At 69.5% G+C, this 17,045-nt stretch carries 16 protein-coding genes; 8 read left to right on the forward strand and 8 right to left on the reverse strand.

What is annotated here, in order from left to right; genetic code table 11:
- Positions 1 to 98 precede the first annotated feature (98 nt).
- The 4 genes from AVME950_RS16765 to AVME950_RS16780 all read left to right on the forward strand — a co-directional run bounded on the left by AVME950_RS16765 (position 99) and on the right by AVME950_RS16780 (position 4,728).
- Positions 99 to 602 (forward strand): MarR family winged helix-turn-helix transcriptional regulator, encoded by a 504-nt coding sequence (locus AVME950_RS16765; protein WP_284430677.1) that lies wholly within the window; start codon positions 99 to 101, stop codon positions 600 to 602.
- A gap of 127 nt (positions 603 to 729) precedes the next feature.
- Entirely contained in the window at positions 730 to 2,376 is a 1,647-nt protein-coding gene (locus AVME950_RS16770) for a methyl-accepting chemotaxis protein (RefSeq protein ID WP_284430678.1), read from the forward strand.
- 134 nt (positions 2,377 to 2,510) lie between these two features.
- Positions 2,511 to 3,185, forward strand: a complete 675-nt coding sequence (locus AVME950_RS16775) for a response regulator (RefSeq protein ID WP_272566607.1) — start codon at positions 2,511 to 2,513, stop codon at positions 3,183 to 3,185.
- Between the two features lie 85 nt (positions 3,186 to 3,270).
- Positions 3,271 to 4,728, forward strand: coding sequence for a sensor histidine kinase (locus AVME950_RS16780; RefSeq protein ID WP_284430679.1), 1,458 nt, complete (start codon positions 3,271 to 3,273; stop codon positions 4,726 to 4,728).
- Positions 4,729 to 4,768: 40 nt separating this feature from the next.
- On the opposite strand, the gene AVME950_RS16785 is transcribed toward AVME950_RS16780, so the two are convergent.
- Complete coding sequence (locus AVME950_RS16785; RefSeq protein ID WP_284430680.1) at positions 4,769 to 5,116, reverse strand: DUF4148 domain-containing protein; 348 nt, start codon at positions 5,114 to 5,116, stop codon at positions 4,769 to 4,771.
- 230 nt (positions 5,117 to 5,346) lie between these two features.
- Positions 5,347 to 5,685, reverse strand: coding sequence for a DUF4148 domain-containing protein (locus AVME950_RS16790; RefSeq protein ID WP_272566610.1), 339 nt, complete (start codon positions 5,683 to 5,685; stop codon positions 5,347 to 5,349).
- Positions 5,686 to 5,942: 257 nt separating this feature from the next.
- On the opposite strand from AVME950_RS16790, the gene AVME950_RS16795 reads away from it, so the two are divergent.
- Positions 5,943 to 6,206, forward strand: coding sequence for a hypothetical protein (locus tag AVME950_RS16795; RefSeq protein ID WP_284430681.1), 264 nt, complete (start codon positions 5,943 to 5,945; stop codon positions 6,204 to 6,206).
- Positions 6,207 to 6,454: 248 nt separating this feature from the next.
- Here the strand turns inward: AVME950_RS16795 and AVME950_RS16800 are convergent, their stop codons facing one another.
- A complete protein-coding gene (locus tag AVME950_RS16800) occupies positions 6,455 to 8,197 on the reverse strand; it encodes an adenylate/guanylate cyclase domain-containing protein (RefSeq protein WP_502869418.1) in 1,743 nt (580 codons plus the stop codon).
- Positions 8,198 to 8,313: 116 nt separating this feature from the next.
- Here AVME950_RS16800 and AVME950_RS16805 point away from each other — a divergent pair, with 116 nt between their 5' ends.
- Positions 8,314 to 9,021 carry a Crp/Fnr family transcriptional regulator gene (locus tag AVME950_RS16805; RefSeq protein WP_284430683.1) on the forward strand — a complete coding sequence of 236 codons (708 nt, stop codon included), beginning with the start codon at positions 8,314 to 8,316 and terminating at the stop codon, positions 9,019 to 9,021.
- 38 nt (positions 9,022 to 9,059) lie between these two features.
- On the opposite strand, the gene AVME950_RS16810 is transcribed toward AVME950_RS16805, so the two are convergent.
- The 5 genes from AVME950_RS16810 to AVME950_RS16830 form a co-directional block, all read right to left on the reverse strand.
- The gene (locus AVME950_RS16810) at positions 9,060 to 10,412 is read right to left on the reverse strand and encodes an ATP-grasp domain-containing protein (RefSeq protein WP_284430684.1); all 1,353 of its coding nucleotides are present in this window, start codon (positions 10,410 to 10,412) and stop codon (positions 9,060 to 9,062) included.
- The gene (locus AVME950_RS16815) at positions 10,409 to 11,614 is read right to left on the reverse strand and encodes an MFS transporter (RefSeq protein WP_284430685.1); all 1,206 of its coding nucleotides are present in this window, start codon (positions 11,612 to 11,614) and stop codon (positions 10,409 to 10,411) included. The genes AVME950_RS16810 and AVME950_RS16815 overlap by 4 nt, the downstream gene beginning before the upstream one ends.
- A gap of 22 nt (positions 11,615 to 11,636) precedes the next feature.
- Positions 11,637 to 12,341: a 2OG-Fe dioxygenase family protein gene (locus AVME950_RS16820; protein ID WP_284430686.1), complete on the reverse strand. Its 705-nt coding sequence runs from the start codon at positions 12,339 to 12,341 to the stop codon at positions 11,637 to 11,639.
- Between the two features lie 47 nt (positions 12,342 to 12,388).
- On the reverse strand, positions 12,389 to 13,756 hold the full coding sequence (locus AVME950_RS16825; RefSeq protein ID WP_284430687.1) for a diaminobutyrate--2-oxoglutarate transaminase family protein: 1,368 nt from the start codon (positions 13,754 to 13,756) through the stop codon (positions 12,389 to 12,391).
- A 213-nt stretch (positions 13,757 to 13,969) separates the two neighbouring features.
- Positions 13,970 to 14,890, reverse strand: coding sequence for a LysR substrate-binding domain-containing protein (locus AVME950_RS16830; RefSeq protein WP_284430688.1), 921 nt, complete (start codon positions 14,888 to 14,890; stop codon positions 13,970 to 13,972).
- A 111-nt stretch (positions 14,891 to 15,001) separates the two neighbouring features.
- On the opposite strand from AVME950_RS16830, the gene AVME950_RS16835 reads away from it, so the two are divergent.
- On the forward strand, positions 15,002 to 15,964 hold the full coding sequence (locus tag AVME950_RS16835; protein WP_284430689.1) for a Bug family tripartite tricarboxylate transporter substrate binding protein: 963 nt from the start codon (positions 15,002 to 15,004) through the stop codon (positions 15,962 to 15,964).
- Between the two features lie 18 nt (positions 15,965 to 15,982).
- A complete protein-coding gene (locus AVME950_RS16840; RefSeq protein ID WP_284430690.1) occupies positions 15,983 to 16,939 on the forward strand; it encodes an N-formylglutamate amidohydrolase in 957 nt (318 codons plus the stop codon).
- Positions 16,940 to 17,045: the final 106 nt, after the last annotated feature.

A 17,045-nucleotide genomic window follows, 5' to 3' on the forward strand; every position in this document is an offset into this window, starting at 1 on the left:
GCTGTGGGTAGTCACAGGCTGGATGCTTGAACAGTAGTTTATGCGAGCCGTCTCAGCGCGTAAACGGTGTTTTAAGTCAGTTTCCCTGACAATGTGCCATGGCCGAAACCCCACCCTCTCCCCCCCTCGACGATGGCTGGCGCCAGACCCACCTGGGCCGCCTGCTCGGGCATGCCATGCGCCGGTTCGATGCGCGGGTGCTCGAACTCATGGCCCACAACGTGGAAGTGCCGCTGGCGCTTTCCAACCTCGCGGCGCGCGATCAGGTGAGTGCGGCGCACGTCCACATCACGCGCCACCTTTCGCTGGATGGCGACCGGCTGACCGATCTGGCGCAGCGGGCCGGCATGACGAAGCAGTCGATGGCCGATCTGGTGGACCAGTGCGTCGCCTGGGGCCTGGTGGTGCGGGAACCCGACCCGCGCGATGCCCGGGCGCGCCGCGTCTGCTTCACTGCCGCGGGCCTGGCGTGGCTGCAGGCGTTCCGCGACGCGGTGGCGCAGGCGGAGGCGGAATTCCGCATGGAGGTGGGCGACGAGGTCGCCACGGTGGTGGCGATCGGACTGGAAGCGTATGCGGAAGGCGACGGGCTGTCAGGTTGAAATCTGCAAAAATGATACAAATGACATCGCATTTTTGCCATTTTTCACGCTGCGGATTCCGATTTAAGCCTCTTCTAAGGTATCTAAAAGTTAATCGAGATACCAAACGCAATAGGTGGTACTTATCATGAACCTGCACAACCTCCGCATCGGCGCCAAACTGGCGCTCGCCTTCAGCATCACCACGCTGATCACCGTCGCCCTGGCCTGGATGGCCTGGGGCCAGATGCTGCGCATCAACGCCAGCGCCGAAGACCTGGCCACGAACTGGCTGCCCAGCATCGAAGCCATCGGCAACGTGCGCATCGCCGCCAACCGCCTGCGGCGCACCGAGAGCGAGGCCTTCCTGCCGACCGACCAGAGCAACCTGAACAAGCTCAAGGAAGAGCTCAAGGTGCGACGCCAGCAACTGGCGGAGGCCGAGGCTGTGTATGCGCCGCTGGTCAATCCGGGCGAAGAGCGCAAGGGCTACGAGGCCTACCAGGCCCAGCGCGACCAGTACCTCGCGGTGCAGCGCCGCATGCTGGACCAGCCACTGCAGGCGCACGACGAAACGCTGCGGATCTTCTTCACCGATTCGGAAAAGGGCTTCGATGCCATGGCGTCCACGCTGGGCGAGCTGGCCCGCGTGAACCGCCGAGGCGGCGACGCCGCGCACGACGATGCGGTGGCCACGTTCCACCGTGCGCAGACCACGCTGCTGGCCCTGCTGATCGCTGCGGTGGCGATCGCCTCGGTCCTGGCCTGGTGGATCACGCGGCACATCACGCGGCCGCTGGCCTCGGCCGTCGAAGTGGCGCGGGGCGTGGCCGCCGGCGACCTGACGATGGACATCGCCGTGCACGGCAAGGACGAGTCCGCACAGCTGATGCAGGCCCTGAGCGACATGCGCGCCAGCCTGGCGAGCGTGGTCGGTGCCGTCCACGGCAGCGCCGAAGGCGTGGCCGCGGCCAGCTCGCAGATCGAGCAGGGCAACCAGGACCTGTCGGCCCGCACCGAACAGCAGGCCTCGGCCCTGGAAGAGACCGCCGCGTCCATGGAGGAGTTGAGCTCCACCGTGCGCCAGAACGCCGACGGCGCCCAGAAGGCCAGCCAGCTGGCGGCGGACGCGTCCACGGTGGCGCAGCGCAGCGGCGACGCGGTGGAGGTGATGGTCGAGACGATGAAGAGCATCGACGCCGCCTCCCAGCGCATCGCCGACATCATCGGCGTGGTGGACGGCATCGCGTTCCAGACCAACATCCTGGCGCTCAATGCGGCGGTGGAAGCCGCCCGCGCCGGCGAACAGGGCCGCGGCTTTGCAGTCGTGGCCTCCGAGGTGCGCACGCTGGCCCAGCGCAGCGCCGATGCGGCCAAGGAGATCAAGGGCCTGATCGCCACGAGCGTGGAGCGCGTCGGCGAGGGCTCGGCGCAGGCCAACCGCGCGGGCGACACGATGAAGGAAGTGGTGCAGTCCATCCAGCGGGTGGCCACCATCGTGGCGGAGATGAGCATCGCCACGCGTGAGCAGAGCGAAGGCATCGGCCAGGTGGGCGAGGCCGTGGCGCAGATGGACCAGGTCACGCAGCAGAACGCCGCGCTGGTCGAGGAAAGCGCGGCGGCGGCATCGAGCCTGAAGTCGCAGGCCGAGCAGCTGGTCGATGCGGTGTCGGTCTTCAAGATCGACGGGGCGCATACGGCGGGCGCGTCTTCGGCCGCGGCCCGCGCGCGGCCCGTGCCGCAGCCGGCCGGGCGCCTCGCCGCCCACGGCCGCACGCTGCCCCTGCCGGCATAGCACCATCTGAGCGGGGAGGGCGCGGCGCGGGATTTCCCCCACGCGCTCCCCCCGCCGCCTGGCGGAATGGGCCTCTAGAATCGGTCTCCAACGCAGCGGCCACGCCACCGGCCGCGCTCCCAGGAGACAAATCCATGCGCATCCTCATTGCCGAAGACGACCAGGTGCTGGCCGACGGGCTGCTGCGCACCCTGCGCGGCTCCGGCGCAGCGGTCGATCACGTGTCCAGCGGCAGCGAAGCCGATGCGGCCCTGATGACCAACCACGCGTTCGACCTGCTGATCCTGGACCTGGGCCTGCCGCGCGTGCACGGGCTGGAGGTGCTCAAGCGCCTGCGCGGACGGGGCTCGGCCCTGCCGGTGCTGATCCTCACCGCCGCCGACAGCGTGGAAGAGCGCGTCAAGGGCCTGGATTTCGGGGCCGACGACTACATGGCCAAGCCCTTCAGCCTGCAGGAACTCGAGGCGCGCGTGCGCGCCCTCACGCGGCGCGGCATGGGCGGCACCACCAGCGCCATCCGCCACGGCCCGCTGGTGTACGACCAGGCCGGCCGCATGGCCACCATCGACGGCAAGCTGGTGGAGCTGTCGGCACGTGAACTGGGCCTGCTGGAGGTGCTGTTGCAGCGCGCCGGCCGGCTGGTGTCCAAGGAACAACTGGTCGAGCGCCTGTGCGAGTGGGGCGAAGAGGTGAGCAACAACGCCATCGAGGTGTACATCCACCGCCTGCGCAAGAAGATCGAGCGCGGCCCGATCCGCATCGCCACGGTGCGCGGCCTGGGCTACTGCCTTGAGAAGATCGCCACCTGAATGCTATTGATTTAATAGCGGTATGCCCTAGTGATGATTGCGCTGAAGGCCCTTTTGGCTTGAACCCCTCCACCGGCGTCCTGTCTTGAAGATCTTCCAGCGCGAGCAGCGCTCCCTCTTCGGCGAGATCCTGGACTGGATGCTCACGCCGCTCCTGCTGCTGTGGCCCGTGAGCCTGGCGCTCACCTGGCTGGTGGCGCAGGGCCTGGCCAACAAGCCCTTCGACCGCGCGCTGGAGTACAACGCCCACGCCCTGGCCCAACTGGTCACGGTGCAGGGCGGCAAGGCGCAGTTCAACCTGCCGCAGCCGGCCAGCGAAATCCTGCGTGCCGACGAATCCGACATCGTTTACTACCAGGTGGTCTCGCCCACGGGCGAGTTCCTCTCGGGCGAGCGCGACCTGCCGCGCCCGCCGCCGCCCGAGGACGAGCGTCCGCTCTCGGGCGAGGTGCGCCTGCGCGATGCCGAACTGCGCGGCATCGAGATCCGCGTGGCGTCCATCTGGGTGCGGGTGCCGCTGCCGGGCGCGCCGGCCGCGCTGGTGCAGGTGGCCGAGACGCGCGAAAAGCGCAGCGTGCTGGCCACGGAAATCATCAAGGGCGTGATGCTGCCGCAGTTCGTGATCCTGCCGCTGGCCGTGCTGCTGGTGTGGCTGGCCCTGGCGCGCGGCATCCAGCCCTTGAGCCTGCTGGAGGAGCGCATCCGCGCCCGCAAGCCCGACGACCTTTCGCCGCTCGACCACAAGGCGGTGCCGCTGGAAGTGGCGCCGTTGGTGGACTCGGTGAACGACCTGCTGGGCCGGCTCAGCGACTCGCTGGCCACGCAAAAGCGCTTTCTGGCCGATGCGGCGCACCAGCTCAAGACGCCATTGGCCGGGCTGCGCATGCAGGCCGACCTGGCGCAGCGCGAAGGCACCAGCACCGAGGAGTTGAAGCGATCGCTGCAGCAGATCGGCCGCTCCAGCATCCGCGCCACGCACACGGTGAACCAGCTGCTGGCCCTGGCCCGCGCGGAAGGCAGTGGAACGGCCCTGGCGCGGCAACCGGTGGACCTGGCCCGGCTGGTGATCGAGGTGGTGCGCGACTGCGTGCCGCGTGCCCTGGACAAGCACATCGACCTGGGGTACGAGGGCGCCGAGCCCGGTGCGCCTGGCGTGTGGATGGAGGGCAATCCCACGCTGCTCAAGGAGCTGGCGCGCAACCTGCTGGACAACGCGATCAACTACACGCCCTCGGGGCCCGGGGCGCCGGGGATCATCACCGCGCGGGTGCTGGCCGACACCTTCGGCCACGTGCTGCTGCTGCAGGTCGAAGATTCGGGCCCCGGCGTGCCGCTGGCCGAGCGCGAACTGGTGTTCCGCCCCTTCTATCGCGTGCTGGGCAACGACGCGGACGGCTCGGGCCTGGGCCTGCCGATCGTGCTGGAGATCGCGCGCCAGCACAGCGCCACCGTGCAACTGGAAGACGCGCACCCCGGCCAGGTGCCGCCGGGCGCCCGGTTCAGCGTGCAGTTTCCCGCCCATCCGCCGCTGCCGCCGCCCTGAGCGGCCGCGCGCCGCGGCGTGCCGGTGGCGCAACGCCTGCTCAGTGGCTGGTTTCGCTGGCTTCGGCACCAGCCACCGGCTGGGCGCCCTGGGCCCGGCGCAGTTCGGCCTGGAAGGCGCTGCCGCTGCGCAGGCGCTGGTATTCGGCCAGGCGCTGCGGGCTGGCTTCGTCCACCGCTTCGGAGCGGTCGCCCTCGTTGGCCTGGCCCAGCCCGGCGCGCTGCCACAGGCGGGTGTCGGCCTCCACGGCGGCGCGCGTGAGCGTGCTGCGGGTGGCCACGGGCTCGTCGCCGAAGCGATCTTCCTGCGATGGCGCGGCGTGGGCGGCGGACACGGTGGCGCCGGCGAAGGCGATGGTGGCAATGGCGATCAGGTGCTGGGTGTTCATGGTGTGCGTTCCTTGGGCTTCAAAACAGGGGTGACAAAGGGCAGTGCTGGGTGCCTGCCTGACTGCCAGTTTCGGCGTTTCGCCGGGCCCGGTATGTGCGTAAACGCACAGCGAAAATGCATCGGTGCAGGGCGGGATAAAAAGCGCCGCCCATGAAAAAAGCCCCGGTGCTTCTCGCACGGGGGCTCGGGGGTGTGGCGCGCCGTGGGCGCGCCGGGATGCGCGGGGCATCAGTTCATCGTGGTGCTGGAGGCCATGCCGGCGACGTTGTGGCCGCCGCCGACGCGCTGGACTTCGGCCAGGTACTCGGGGCCGCTGCGCTCGCGCTGGTACTGGGCCAGACGCATCTGGTAGGCGGGATCGGCATCGGGCGTGCGGTCGGCGGCTTCGAACTGGTTCAGGCCGGCGCGGTTCCACAGGTTCAGGTCGGCCACGACTTCAGCGCGGGTCAGCGGCTGGCCCTGCTCGACGGGCTGGGCGCCGAACTGGTCTTCCTGCGACACGGGGGCGGCGGAGGCGGCACCGGCAAAGGCGATGGCGGCAATGGCGATGAGGTGTTTGCGGTTCATGGTAGTGATTCCTTCCTTGGGATCGATTCAACTGGACTGCAGCGCCGGATTGCGTCTGCATGGAAGCCAGTTTGCGCCGCCGGACCCGCCAGGTCTGTGCGAAAACGCACAGTTTTGTGTAGGTCTGTCGCCTACCGGCCCGTGCGCCCAGGGCCGCCGCCGCGTCCGACAGGGCCGCGCTTCCGAGGGAAAAATGCCGCACTGCAACATCGCGTTACGCCGGTGGCCGGATCGGGAATTGCGCGCCGAAAAACGTCTTGAAACGCTTGGGAGCGCGGCGAGGTGGCACGCCCGGACAAAAGGCGCAAAAAGGCGGCTCTCAAACAGACTCGGCGCTCTCAGGCGCGCATGCGTCCAGCACGCCCGCCCCTCGTCCGTGGGACAAAATGTCCAGTGATATGCACCACTCGTTTGCGATGCCAACTGCAACAATCGAAGTGGAATTCGGCAATGGTTTAAAAACAAAACTGCTGATTTGGCACTTTGAGGTCATGCACCTCACGGTCAATATCTTCAAATAACCGCCAGGAAATAATCAGAGATGGATTGGTTCCCTATCGTCTTCATCGTGTTCAAGGTGATCGTGCTCGGCACGGGCATGTTTTTAGCCATCAAGTGGCATTACGACCAAGGCAAGAAGAAATAACGGAGCCACCAGCTGCCGGCGTCAGCAGCACGCCCTTGACGCCAGATCAGCCGGTCCGTGGATGATGGGCGATTGCGTGCCTTGTTTCGAGTAATCGCCAATCCAATCCCATAGCGTTCACGTTCACTGCGGATCGGGCCGCAGGCCTGCCGATGCAGGTGATGGCGCGCCGCCACCAAAGCGCGGCTCCCCCCACTGCCGAGCGGGATGGGCCACGTACAGCACCTGCAGCGGCGCGGAGCGGCCGCGCACGGTGACGGGCTCGGGCGGGCCCAGCGCATCGGCCACGCCCGCCAGGCGCGCGGCCTCCAGCGACAGCACGAGCCGGGCGGCCACCACCTTCGAATGGTCCTGCAGGCGGCTGGCGGTGTTGACGACCTCGCCCACGGCCGTGAACGTGGTCGTGTCCTGAAAGCCCACCTCGCCCACCGCCACCGTGCCGGCGTGCAAACCCATGCCGAAGTCCAGCGGCTGCCCGAACTGGTCGGTGAACGAGGCGCCCCAGGCGTCCATGCGCTGCTCGATGAGGGCGGCCGCGCGCACTGCCTGGGCGCAGGCGGTGGGCAGGTCGGTGTCCAGCCCGAAGATCGCCATCACGCTGTCGCCGATGAACTGGTTGGCCAGGCCGCCGCTGTCGCGCACCGCGGCGCCCACCCGGTCGAAATACTGGTCCAGCACCCAGGCCAGGTCGAAGGGCCACTGCCGCTCGGCCAGGCCCGACCAGCGCCGCAGGTCCACGAACAGCACGGCGACCTGGCGCTCGCGCCCCAGGGGCCGGGCCGCGGCCGCCGCGCCGGGCTGGAACAGCGGCGTCACCGCGATGTCGCCGCGCGGGCGCAGCTGGCAGGCCAGCCGCACGCCGGGCGGGGCGTTCACGCGCTGCAGCGTACGCCGCTCGTCGCGCCGGGGGGCGGGCAGGTGCTCGGCCGGGCCTTGCACGCGCACGCGGCAGGTGGAGCAGCGCGCCCGGCCGCCACACACCGAGAGGTGGCCGATGCCGTGCTCCCGGCTGGCCTCCAGCACGCTGAAGCCGCGCGGCACCTGCACCGTGCGGTCGGGGTAGCGCAGGCTGATGCGCCCCCGGCCCCCGCGCTCGCGCAGGGCGCCGAAGGCCCAGCGCGCCAGCAGCAGCGCCGCCACCAGCGCGATCCAGCCGGTGCGCAGGCCCCCGGCCAGTGCGCGCGATGCCTGGGCAGCCGACGCGGACGGCGAGGGGGCGCCCAGCGCCGCCCAGGCGATCTCGCGGCCCATGGACACCACGCCGAGCGCCGCCAGCACGGGCAGCAGCACGGCGGCGGCCAGCAGCACCGGCTGCAGGCGCTGCCACCGGGCTCGGATGCGCAGCGCCAGGTGCAGGCCCAGGCAGCCGTGCGTCCAGGCCGCCAGCAGCAGCGCCAGTTGCAGCCAGAGCCCCTCCGGGCTCCAGATGGCCCGCACGATGCGCACGTAGGAGGGTTCCAGCCCGTCGATTTCGCCCAGGTAGCGCGTGCCCGAGAAATGCGCCGCCAGCAGCAGCGGCAGCAGCAGCCCGAGCAGCAGGCGCAGCGCCTCCACGGCCGGCATGCGCAGGCTGCGGCGCTGCCACACGGCGGCGCCCGCCATGGCCAGGTGAACGGCCACCGCGCCATAGAGCAGCACGGTGCCCGGCAGCGTGGCCCAGGCGCCATGCACGGCACGCCGCGTGGCTTCGGCCGCGGCCAGCGACACCAGCCCGGTGGCGTGCGTGGCCAGGTGCAGCGCCACATAGAGCCACAGGACCACGCCGCTGGCCCAGCGCAGGTTGCGCTGGGAGGGCAGGGTCAGCGGGGGCAGGGGCGCGGGCACGGTAGAAGGCGTGTGGTGGGTCGATGGAATCCGCCCGGCCATTCGCCAGGGCGGCGCTGAGCATAATGCGGCACCCGGTGGGGCCCGCCGGCCTCCCCGCATGCCCTGGCGCCGCGCTGGCCCTCCTTTTTCCTTTTCTGGCCACGGCCTTTGCCCGCATGAACGCTCCCCCCGCCCGCTCCAGCCTCGCCCTGCGCCGCATTCCCTTGTTCGAGGGGTTGGGCGATGCGTGCCTGGACCGGCTGGCGCAGCAGTGCGACTGGCACCAGCTGCCGGCGCGCAAGCCGCTGCTGTCGCGCGCGGCCGAGGGCGGCGACGTGTTCTTCCTGGTGGCGGGGCGCCTGCGCATCACCACCTATTCGGCCAGCGGCCGGCAGGTCACCTTCCGCGACTGCGAACCGGGCGAGCACATCGGCGTGATCGCGGCCATCGACGGCGGCCCGCGCTCGGCCGACGTCGTGACGCTGGACGCCACCCTGGTGGCCAGCCTCTCGCGCGAAGGGTTCCTGGCCCTGCTGCGCGACGAGCCCCTGGTCGGGCAGCGGGTGATGCATTACCTGGCCTCGCTGGTGCGCCAGTTGTCCGACCGCGTGATCGACCTGAGCACCCTGGGCGTGCACAACCGCCTGCATGCCGAGTTGCTGCGCCTGGCGCGCGCGGCGGGCGTGCAGGGCAACCAGGCCCGCATCGAGCCCGCGCCTGCCCACGCCGAACTGGCCAGCCAGATCAGCACCAACCGCGAGCAGGTCACGCGCGAACTGGGCGTGCTGGTCAAGGCCGGCGTGCTGCAAAAGGACGGCCGCGCGCTGGTGGTCGTCGATGCCGCGCGGCTCGAACGCATGGTGGCCGAGGTGCGCGGGGAGTGACGGGCGGGGCGGGCCCGGTCCGGCCGGCCCCGTTTCATTCAAAGGGTGGCGAGCAGGGCTGCGGGGTCCAGCGCACCGATGTGGCCCGGGGCTTCGAGGTACTTCGCCAGCTCCACACCCAGCAGCGCATCCAGGTCGCGCAGGAACGCATCGCCCCGCACCGCCGAGGCCCGCGGATCGGGACCGTGCACGATCGCATGCCCCAGCACCGAGACATTGCCGTCGAAGCGCCGCAGCGGCATGCCGGCCGCCAGGCGCAGCGTGCAAAACGAAATGCCGTGGCGCGCCAGCAGGGCGTCCAGGCGGTCCTGGGTGAAGGCACAAGACACCACGCCTTCGTTCTTCGCCCCGATGAGCACCACGGTCGCGGCCCCGTCCATGGCCTGGGGGTCGGTCTCGACCGCTTCGCCCAGGTAGGTGCGCAAGAGCAGGTCGAAGGCGTCGCGCCCGGACAGGGCCTGGTACACCTGCGGGCCCACGCCGCCCATCATGCGGCCGTTGACCTCCACCAGGCACGGGCCGTCCTCCGCGTCCAGCGTTTCCACGTGAAAGAGGCCGAAGTCCAGGCCCAGGCACCGGCACACGTCGCCCACGTATTTCTCCAGCCGCCGGGCCTGGCGCGGCGCGAGCCCGGAGGGCATCGAGTACCCCATTTCCAGCAGGTCGTTGTGCCGTGAGCGGTAGCGTGTGGTGGTGGCAAAGCACTGCATGCGGCCATTCTTCAGGATGACCTCGGTCGAATGCAGCGAACCCGTCACGTACTCCTCGACGATGTAGTGGTGGTTGACGATCTGGTTGACCATCGGGTCCGACGCGGCGCGCTCGCGTGCCAGCGCCGCGACGAAGGCATCCCACTGCGCCTCGGTTTGGCAGACCGCCGAGAACTGCTTGCCGAAGCCCCGCGTCGGCTTGACCACCAGCGGCGCGCGGAGGGTTCGGCCCTGGCCGGCCAGCAGCTGCGCCTCGGTCAGCACCTCGTAATGGGGAACGCGCAGGCCCGCGCGGGCCAGCGCGTGGCGGCAGCGGTCCTTGAATACCGCGTCCCGCAGCGCCTGCGGTGCCGGCGTGGGCAGGCCCAGGGCATGCGCCGCCTCGGCCACGGGCAGGATGGCCGCCTCCGAGGTGGTGACGAGCGCGTGGATAGGATGCCGCGCGGCGATGTCCCGCAGTTCGGCCAGCAGCGCGTCCACCGCGATCGTGGGCACGGTCCGATGCTCGTCCAGGTGCACCAGGTGGGGGTCGATGCGGCTGCGGTCCCGGGTCGAGATGGCAAGGAACGACGAATCGAGCGGCTCGATCAGGGTGGCCCGGCATCCCAGCTTCTTCGCGGTTTCGAAGGCCAGCAATCCGGACAGGGTGCTGTCCACGAAGACGACGTGTCGTTCGGTCATTGGTTTCTTTCAAGGGAGGGCGCCGGCGGCACGCGGTCCGCTGCCAGTCGCCGCAGAAGGTGAGCCAGGCCGAAGCCCGCCGCGAAGAGCGCCGCCGTGATCGGCATGCCGAACCACTGGACCGAGAAGGCCCCGAAAAAGATGGCGAGCATCATGCCGGCGTACACCAGGGCGTACTGCAGGGTGGCGACCACCGGCATCTGGTCCTGGGGCGTGGCGGCCATGATGTCCGCCTGCAGCCGGAAGAATGCCAGCTCGAACAGGAAGAAGTAGGCGAAGTAGAGCGGGTAGCTCACGGCCGGTGAATGCCACAGGCAGGCGCCCACCATCGCCGCCGCGCAGGCCGGGTAGATGTAGCGCAGGTGGAATGCATGGCCTCGCCGGCTCTGCACGTAGAAGTACAGCGCGCCCGCCACCGCCGCCAGGCTGGCGACGATCTGCAGCAGCCCGACGTATTGCTGCGACAGGCCGAGGTGGTGCGCCGGCAGTGCCACCCGCGAGATGTTGTAGAAGCCCTGGAAGAAGGCGCCCAGCAGCACGAAGCTGACCATGGCCTGGCGCAGTGGCGCAATGTCCCGCAGCATGCGCAGCCCCTGCCACAGGCTGGCTGGTGCGGCCGGTGCCTCCGTGGTGGTGGCTGCGGGCGGTATCAGCCAGGTGCATAGTGCCGCGCAGGCGAAGAGCGCCGTGGTGGCGATGGCCGCGCCCATCGCTGAAATCTGGGTGGGAAAGAACGCCAGGATGGCGCCCGCCACGGCCCCGGCGATGAACTGCGCGGTCAGCGTCAGGGGCACGGTGAACCGCACTTCTTCGGGCGAAAAATACCGCTTGATGACGACGATGCGGGCCACCCGCTGCACGGCATCCAGCGCGCCGATCACCGTGGCGCCCAGCAGCACCATGCCCGGCCCCAGGTCGGTGGCCAGGAACAGCGCCAGGCACGCCGCGGCGGCTGCCACGTTGGCCAGGCGCAGTAGCCGGCGCACTTCCATCCGGCCCGTCACCTGGTTCAGCTGGAACGCCAGCAGCACCGGCACCACCATGGGCGCGAAGAGGACGAACTCCGAAACCAGGAGGCTGTCCAGATCGCGCAGCGCATGGTGCGCCAGATAGATGTACACCAGCACGCTGGCAGAGATCGACGACAGGTTGATCGCCCACAGCAAGGCCGTGAGCGGGCGCTTGCCGGAGACGGGCGTCATGGGGCAGGGACCGGCTGCGGCATCAGGCGGGCACGGCCTCGTCGATGGCGATGGCCCCTTGCCGGCGCTCGAATTCTTCGCCGTAGCGCCTGCGCTCCCAGGCGTTGAACGAGATGATCAGGATGTCGCGGTGGCCGCCGGCCTCGGTCTTGGGCAGGATGTGCGTGGCGTTGTGCCACATCCGGTCGTCGGCCACGATGATGGCTTCGTTCTCCTGCAGGATGTCTTCGAAGAAGCACGGGCCGCCGCCCGTGGGCATGAGCTGGCTGACCCCGCCGGTGATGTTGTGCCGCGCGAAGATGGCATTCATCACGAAGTCGTGGCCGTCACGGTGGGGGCCTTCGGGCACGGTCACGCCCGGGATGTCCGCGTTGGCGACCACGCGCACCTGGTGCACGTTGATCTGAAACACCTGCCGGGTATCGAGCTGCGCTGCGATCGCGCCCGCCGCCACCTGCGGCGTGGGGTCGAAGCGGATGGGCTCGAACTGGCGCTGCACGCCGCCGACCACGCCGTTGTAGTTCTTCGACTGGATGAAGGGGCGGTGGGGCAGCAATTCGGTGCGCCACTCGCCGCCCTCGAAGCCGATCTTGAACTGCGAGAAGCGGCGGTACCGCTGCTTGCCACCGGTGTAGGGGTCGAACGCCAGCGTGTCGAATTCGCGCATGGCCTGTTCGGACAGCGGGGGCACGTTGAAGCGTGCGTAGTGTTGCTTCTTGAAATCCAAGGTCTCGTCTCCTGGCATGAAGGTTGGGAAAGGCGGTGGTGTGGGGCTCAGGCCGTCACGGCATCGCGTTCGAGGCAGCGTTCGATGGCGTTGCGGATGCGGCCCATGGCCTCGTCGATCTCCGGCTCGGTGATGGTGAGCGCGGGCAGGAACCGCATCACGGCCCCGTGGCGCCCGCCGGTCTCGACGATCACGCCTTGCAGGAAGCACTCGCGCTTGATCGCCTTGGCGAGCGCGCCGTCCAGCACGCCGGGTGTGCCGGCCTCGGGTGCCGAGATGACCTCGGCCCCCACCATGAGGCCGCGGCCGCGGATGTCGCCGATGCAGGGCAGGTCCTCTGCCAGCTCCCGCAGCTTGCGTTGCAGGTAGGCGCCGCGCGATGCGGCGCGCTGGGGAAGGTCCTGGTCGCGCAGGATCTGCATGGTGGCCGCGCCCGCCACCAGGCCGATCTGGTTGCCGCGGAACGTGCCGGCGTGGGCGCCGGGCAGCCACTGGTCGTAGCGGCGGTGGTAGGCCAGCACGGCCAGCGGGAAACCGCCGCCCAGGGCCTTGGACAGTACGACGGCGTCGGGAACGATGTTCGCCGCCTCGTACGCGAACATGGTCCCCGTGCGGCCGAAGCCGGTCTGCACTTCATCGATGACCAGGGGGATGCCGTGGCGGTGCGTGATCTCGCGGAGCTTCCTGAGCCAGCGGGGCGATGCGGGAATGCAGCCACCCTCGCCCTGGACCGCTTCCAGGATGACCAGCGCCGGCTGGGTGATGCCGCTTTCCGGGTCGCGCAGCACGTTGTCCAGGTACTGCAGCGACAGGTCTTCGCCCTGGGTGCCGCCCACGCCGAACGGGCAGCGGCGGTCCGAGGGGTAGGGGAAGAAGTGCGTATGGCCCGGCAGGCCTGGCAAGGGGTTCTTCGGGCCGAGGTTGCCCATGAGCGCCAGCGAGCCGGAGGTCATGCCGTGGTAGCCGCCGTGGAAGGCGATGACGCTCTGGCGCCCGGTGGCGATCCGAAAGAGCTTCAGGGCCGCTTCCACGGCGTCCGACCCGGTGGGACCGCAGAACTGGATGCGAGCCTCGTCCGCGAAGGACGCGGGCAGGGTCTGGAACAGTTGCTCGAGGAATTCCAGCTTGGCCGGGGTCGCGATGTCCAGCCCCTGGAGGATGTGGCCCGACTGCAGGAAGGACTGCACCTGCTCCATCACCTGCGGGTGGTTGTGGCCCAGCGGCAGGGCGCCGGCGCAGGCCAGCAGGTCGATGTATTCGCGCCCCTCCACGTCCCAGACCCTGGAGAGGCTGCCGCGCGCCATCATGCGGTCGAAGGTGCGCGCGTAGGTTCTGGCGTTGGATTCCCGCTGCGCAATGAACCGGATGCCATTGTCGTGCGTGGCTTTCCCTGCCGGTGTTCCCGTGGTTTTCATCGTTCCTCCCGCCCGGTGTGTGCCCGGGTCAAGGTGGGATTGCAGCATGCGTGCGGCGGGGGGCGCCACTACCCGATTGGGTAGGTGGTGCGGCGGTGGGGGGCGCCGGCCCATGGCGCAGAAAGCAGTAGTTGCTATATTTTGTATAGCAAAAGGGGCAATTAGTACTAGGGCATGGCGCCGTTTTTGCTCAAACCCCCGCGCGGGGCGGTTTCAGCCCGCCTGCGCAGCGTGCGGACCCGCCGCCGAGTCCAGCAGCCATTGGCGGAACCGGTCCAGCGTGGCCAGCTGCGCTCGGGCCTCGGGGTAGCAGAACCAGTAGCCCAGCGCGCTGGCGTAGCCGCCCTGGGCCAGGGGCTCGGCCACCACGCCCGCGGCGATCTCGTCGTGCACCAGGCAGCGCGGCACCAGGGCGACGCCCATGCCCACCGAGACGGCGCGGATCATGCTTTCGAACTGGTCGAACTGCGGGCCGGCCAGCGCATCGAGCCCGGGCACGCCGTGGACCTCGCTCCAGCGCTCCCACGCGTCGGGCACCGACACATGGCGCAGCAGGGCGCTGCGCACCACGTCGCGCGGGGTCCGAAGGGGCGCGGCGTCGCCCGCGCCGGCGGGCGGTGCGATCAGCGCGACGTCGTTGCCGGCCAGGTAGTGCGCGCGGGCGCCGGGCCAGTGGCCGTCGCCGAAGAGGATGGAGCAGTCCAGGTCGGGGTTGGCGAAGTCGTAGCCGTGCACGAAGGGCACGAAATGCAGCGTGATCTGCGGGTGCTGGTGCTGGAACTGCGGCAGCCGCGGGATCAGCCACTTGGCGGCGAAGGTGGGCAGGGCGGACAGGTGCAGTGCGCCGCCGCCGTCGCTGCTGGTGATGAGCTCCAGCGTGGCCGCCTCCAGCCGGGCAAGCAGCGAGCGCACCGCCTTTTCGTAGCGTTCGCCGGCGGGGGTGAGGGTCAGGCGCTTGCGGCTGCGCTCGAACAGGGCGATGCCTACCCAGCGCTCCAGTTCCTGCACCTGCTTGCTGACCGCGCTCTGCGTCAGGTGCAGGGCCTCGGCCGCGCGGGAGACACCGCCGAAACGCGCTACCGTGCAAAAGGCCCGCAGCAGGTGCAGCGGGGGATTGAGGCGGCGCAAGGACATGGCGTTCAGGTTCTTAAAACATTCTCAAATGGAATATTAACAGGCACATCAATTGCTTTTCAATGGGCACCGAGTTCGGTAATCTCTGTCCATCTTCCGAGGAAAATCTCCATGCAACGCCGTCAATGGATCGCAGCCGTGGCTGCCGCAACTGTCCTTCCTGGAATGTCTTTCGCGCAGGACAAGCCCCTGCGCATCATCGTGCCGTTCCCGCCCGGCGGCGCCACCGACATCGCCGGCCGCGCCCTGCAGGAGCCGCTGCAGCGCCTGCTGGGCCAGCCCGTGGTGATCGAGAACCGCGCCGGCGCCGGCGGCTCCATCGGCATGGCCGAGGTGGGGCGCGCCGCGGGCGACGGGCTCACGCTGGGCGTGGCCACGCTGTCCACCCACGGCGTGAACCCGGCCGTGTTCTCCAAGCTGCCCTACGACCCCGTCAAGGACTTCGCCGGCGTGACCGAGATCGTCAAGGCCCCCGGGGTGATCGTGGTCAACCCCAAGGTCCTGCCAGTCAAGGACTTTGCCGAGCTGGTGAAGTACCTCAAGGCCAACCCCGGCAAGGTGTCCTACGCCACGCCGGGCAACGGCACCATCGGCCACATGTGGGGCGAGCTGTTCAAGAGCAGCACGGGCACTTCCATGGTGCACATTCCCTACCGCGGTGCCGGTCCGGCGATCAACGACGTGGTGGGCGGGCAGGTGCCGGTGTATTTCGACCAGGTGGCCTCGTCGCTGCCGCACGTCAAATCCGGCAAGCTCAAGGCCCTGGCCGTGTCCTGGCCCGAGCGGCTGGACGTGCTGCCCGAGGTGCCCACCTATGCGCAGCTGGGCTTTCCCCAGGCCAACGAGCCCTCGTGGTTCGGCCTGGTGGCGCCGGTGTCCACCCCCGCCGCCGCCGTGCTGCGCGTGCAGCAGGCCGTGGCCGCGGCCCTGCGCGAACCGGCGGTGCGCGAGCGCCTGGCCGGGCAGGGACTCTATGCTTCGGGCACCTCGCCCGCGGACTTCTCGCAGCAGATCGTGCGGGAGATCGACAAGATGAAGAAAGTGGCCGCCTATGCCAAGATCCAGCTCGACTGACCTCGCAGGAGTGTGCCGATGCATGCAGCGCTGCAACTGATCCAACGCCGGCACCGGCTGCAGGCCGCCGAGCCGGGGGCGGCGGGCGCGCCCGCCGTCGCCGCGGCTGCTGCGCCAGCGGCCATGTTCTCCGCCGTGCCCGGCCGCACGGCCCTGGTGCTCGATTCGCCGCACAGCGGCACCACCTACCCCGACGACTTCCGCGCCGCCATCGACCTGCCCACGCTGCGCCGCGCCGAAGACACGCATGTCGAGAAGCTCTACGCCTTCGCCCCCGCGCTGGGCGCGGCCTGGGTTGAGGCGCACTTTCCCCGCATCTACCTGGACGCCAACCGCGACACCACCGAGGTCGATGCCAGCATGTTCGAGGCCGGGTTCGACACCGCGTGGACCGATCCCGTCACCACCGATCCCGTCGTGCTGCAGAAGGTGCGGCTGGGCAAGGGGCTGATCTGGAAGTTCACGGACGAGGGCGTGCCCATCTACGACCGGCCGCTCTCCGTGGCAGAAGCGCGCGCACGCATCGACCGCTGCTGGCGCCCCTACCACGCGGCCGTGGCCCGGGCGATCGACGAGGCCCATGCCCGCCACGGCTACAGCATCCACATCAACTGCCACTCCATGCCCGCCGTGGCCGCCAGCCATGCCACGCTGCATCCGGGCCTGCACCATGCGGATTTCGTGATCGGCGATCGCGACGGCACCACCGCCAGCCCGGCGCTGTCGCAGGCGATCTGCGCCTTTCTGCGCGAGCGCGGCTACAGCGTGGATTACAACCACCCCTACAAGGGCGTGGAGCTGGTGCGCCGCTACGGCCACCCGGCGACCCACCGCCACAGCATCCAGGTGGAGATCAACCGCAAGCTCTACATGGACGAGCGCACGCTGGCCATCGAGCCGGCCGGTTTCGCGCGGCTGCAGGCCGATCTGCGCGCGCTGGTGGAGTGGCTGCTGGCGACCGATCCCCGGCAGTGAGGCGGCATTGACGCGGCATTGAAAGCGGCAGGGGCGCGCTGCGCTTTTTTGCAAGAGGGGAAGCGGCGCGGCTTGCGCGCGGGTCGCTTCGCATGGCGGGCATTGC

Source organism: Acidovorax sp. SUPP950 (genome assembly GCF_030158935.1).
Taxonomy (GTDB): Bacteria; Pseudomonadota; Gammaproteobacteria; order Burkholderiales; family Burkholderiaceae_C; genus Paracidovorax.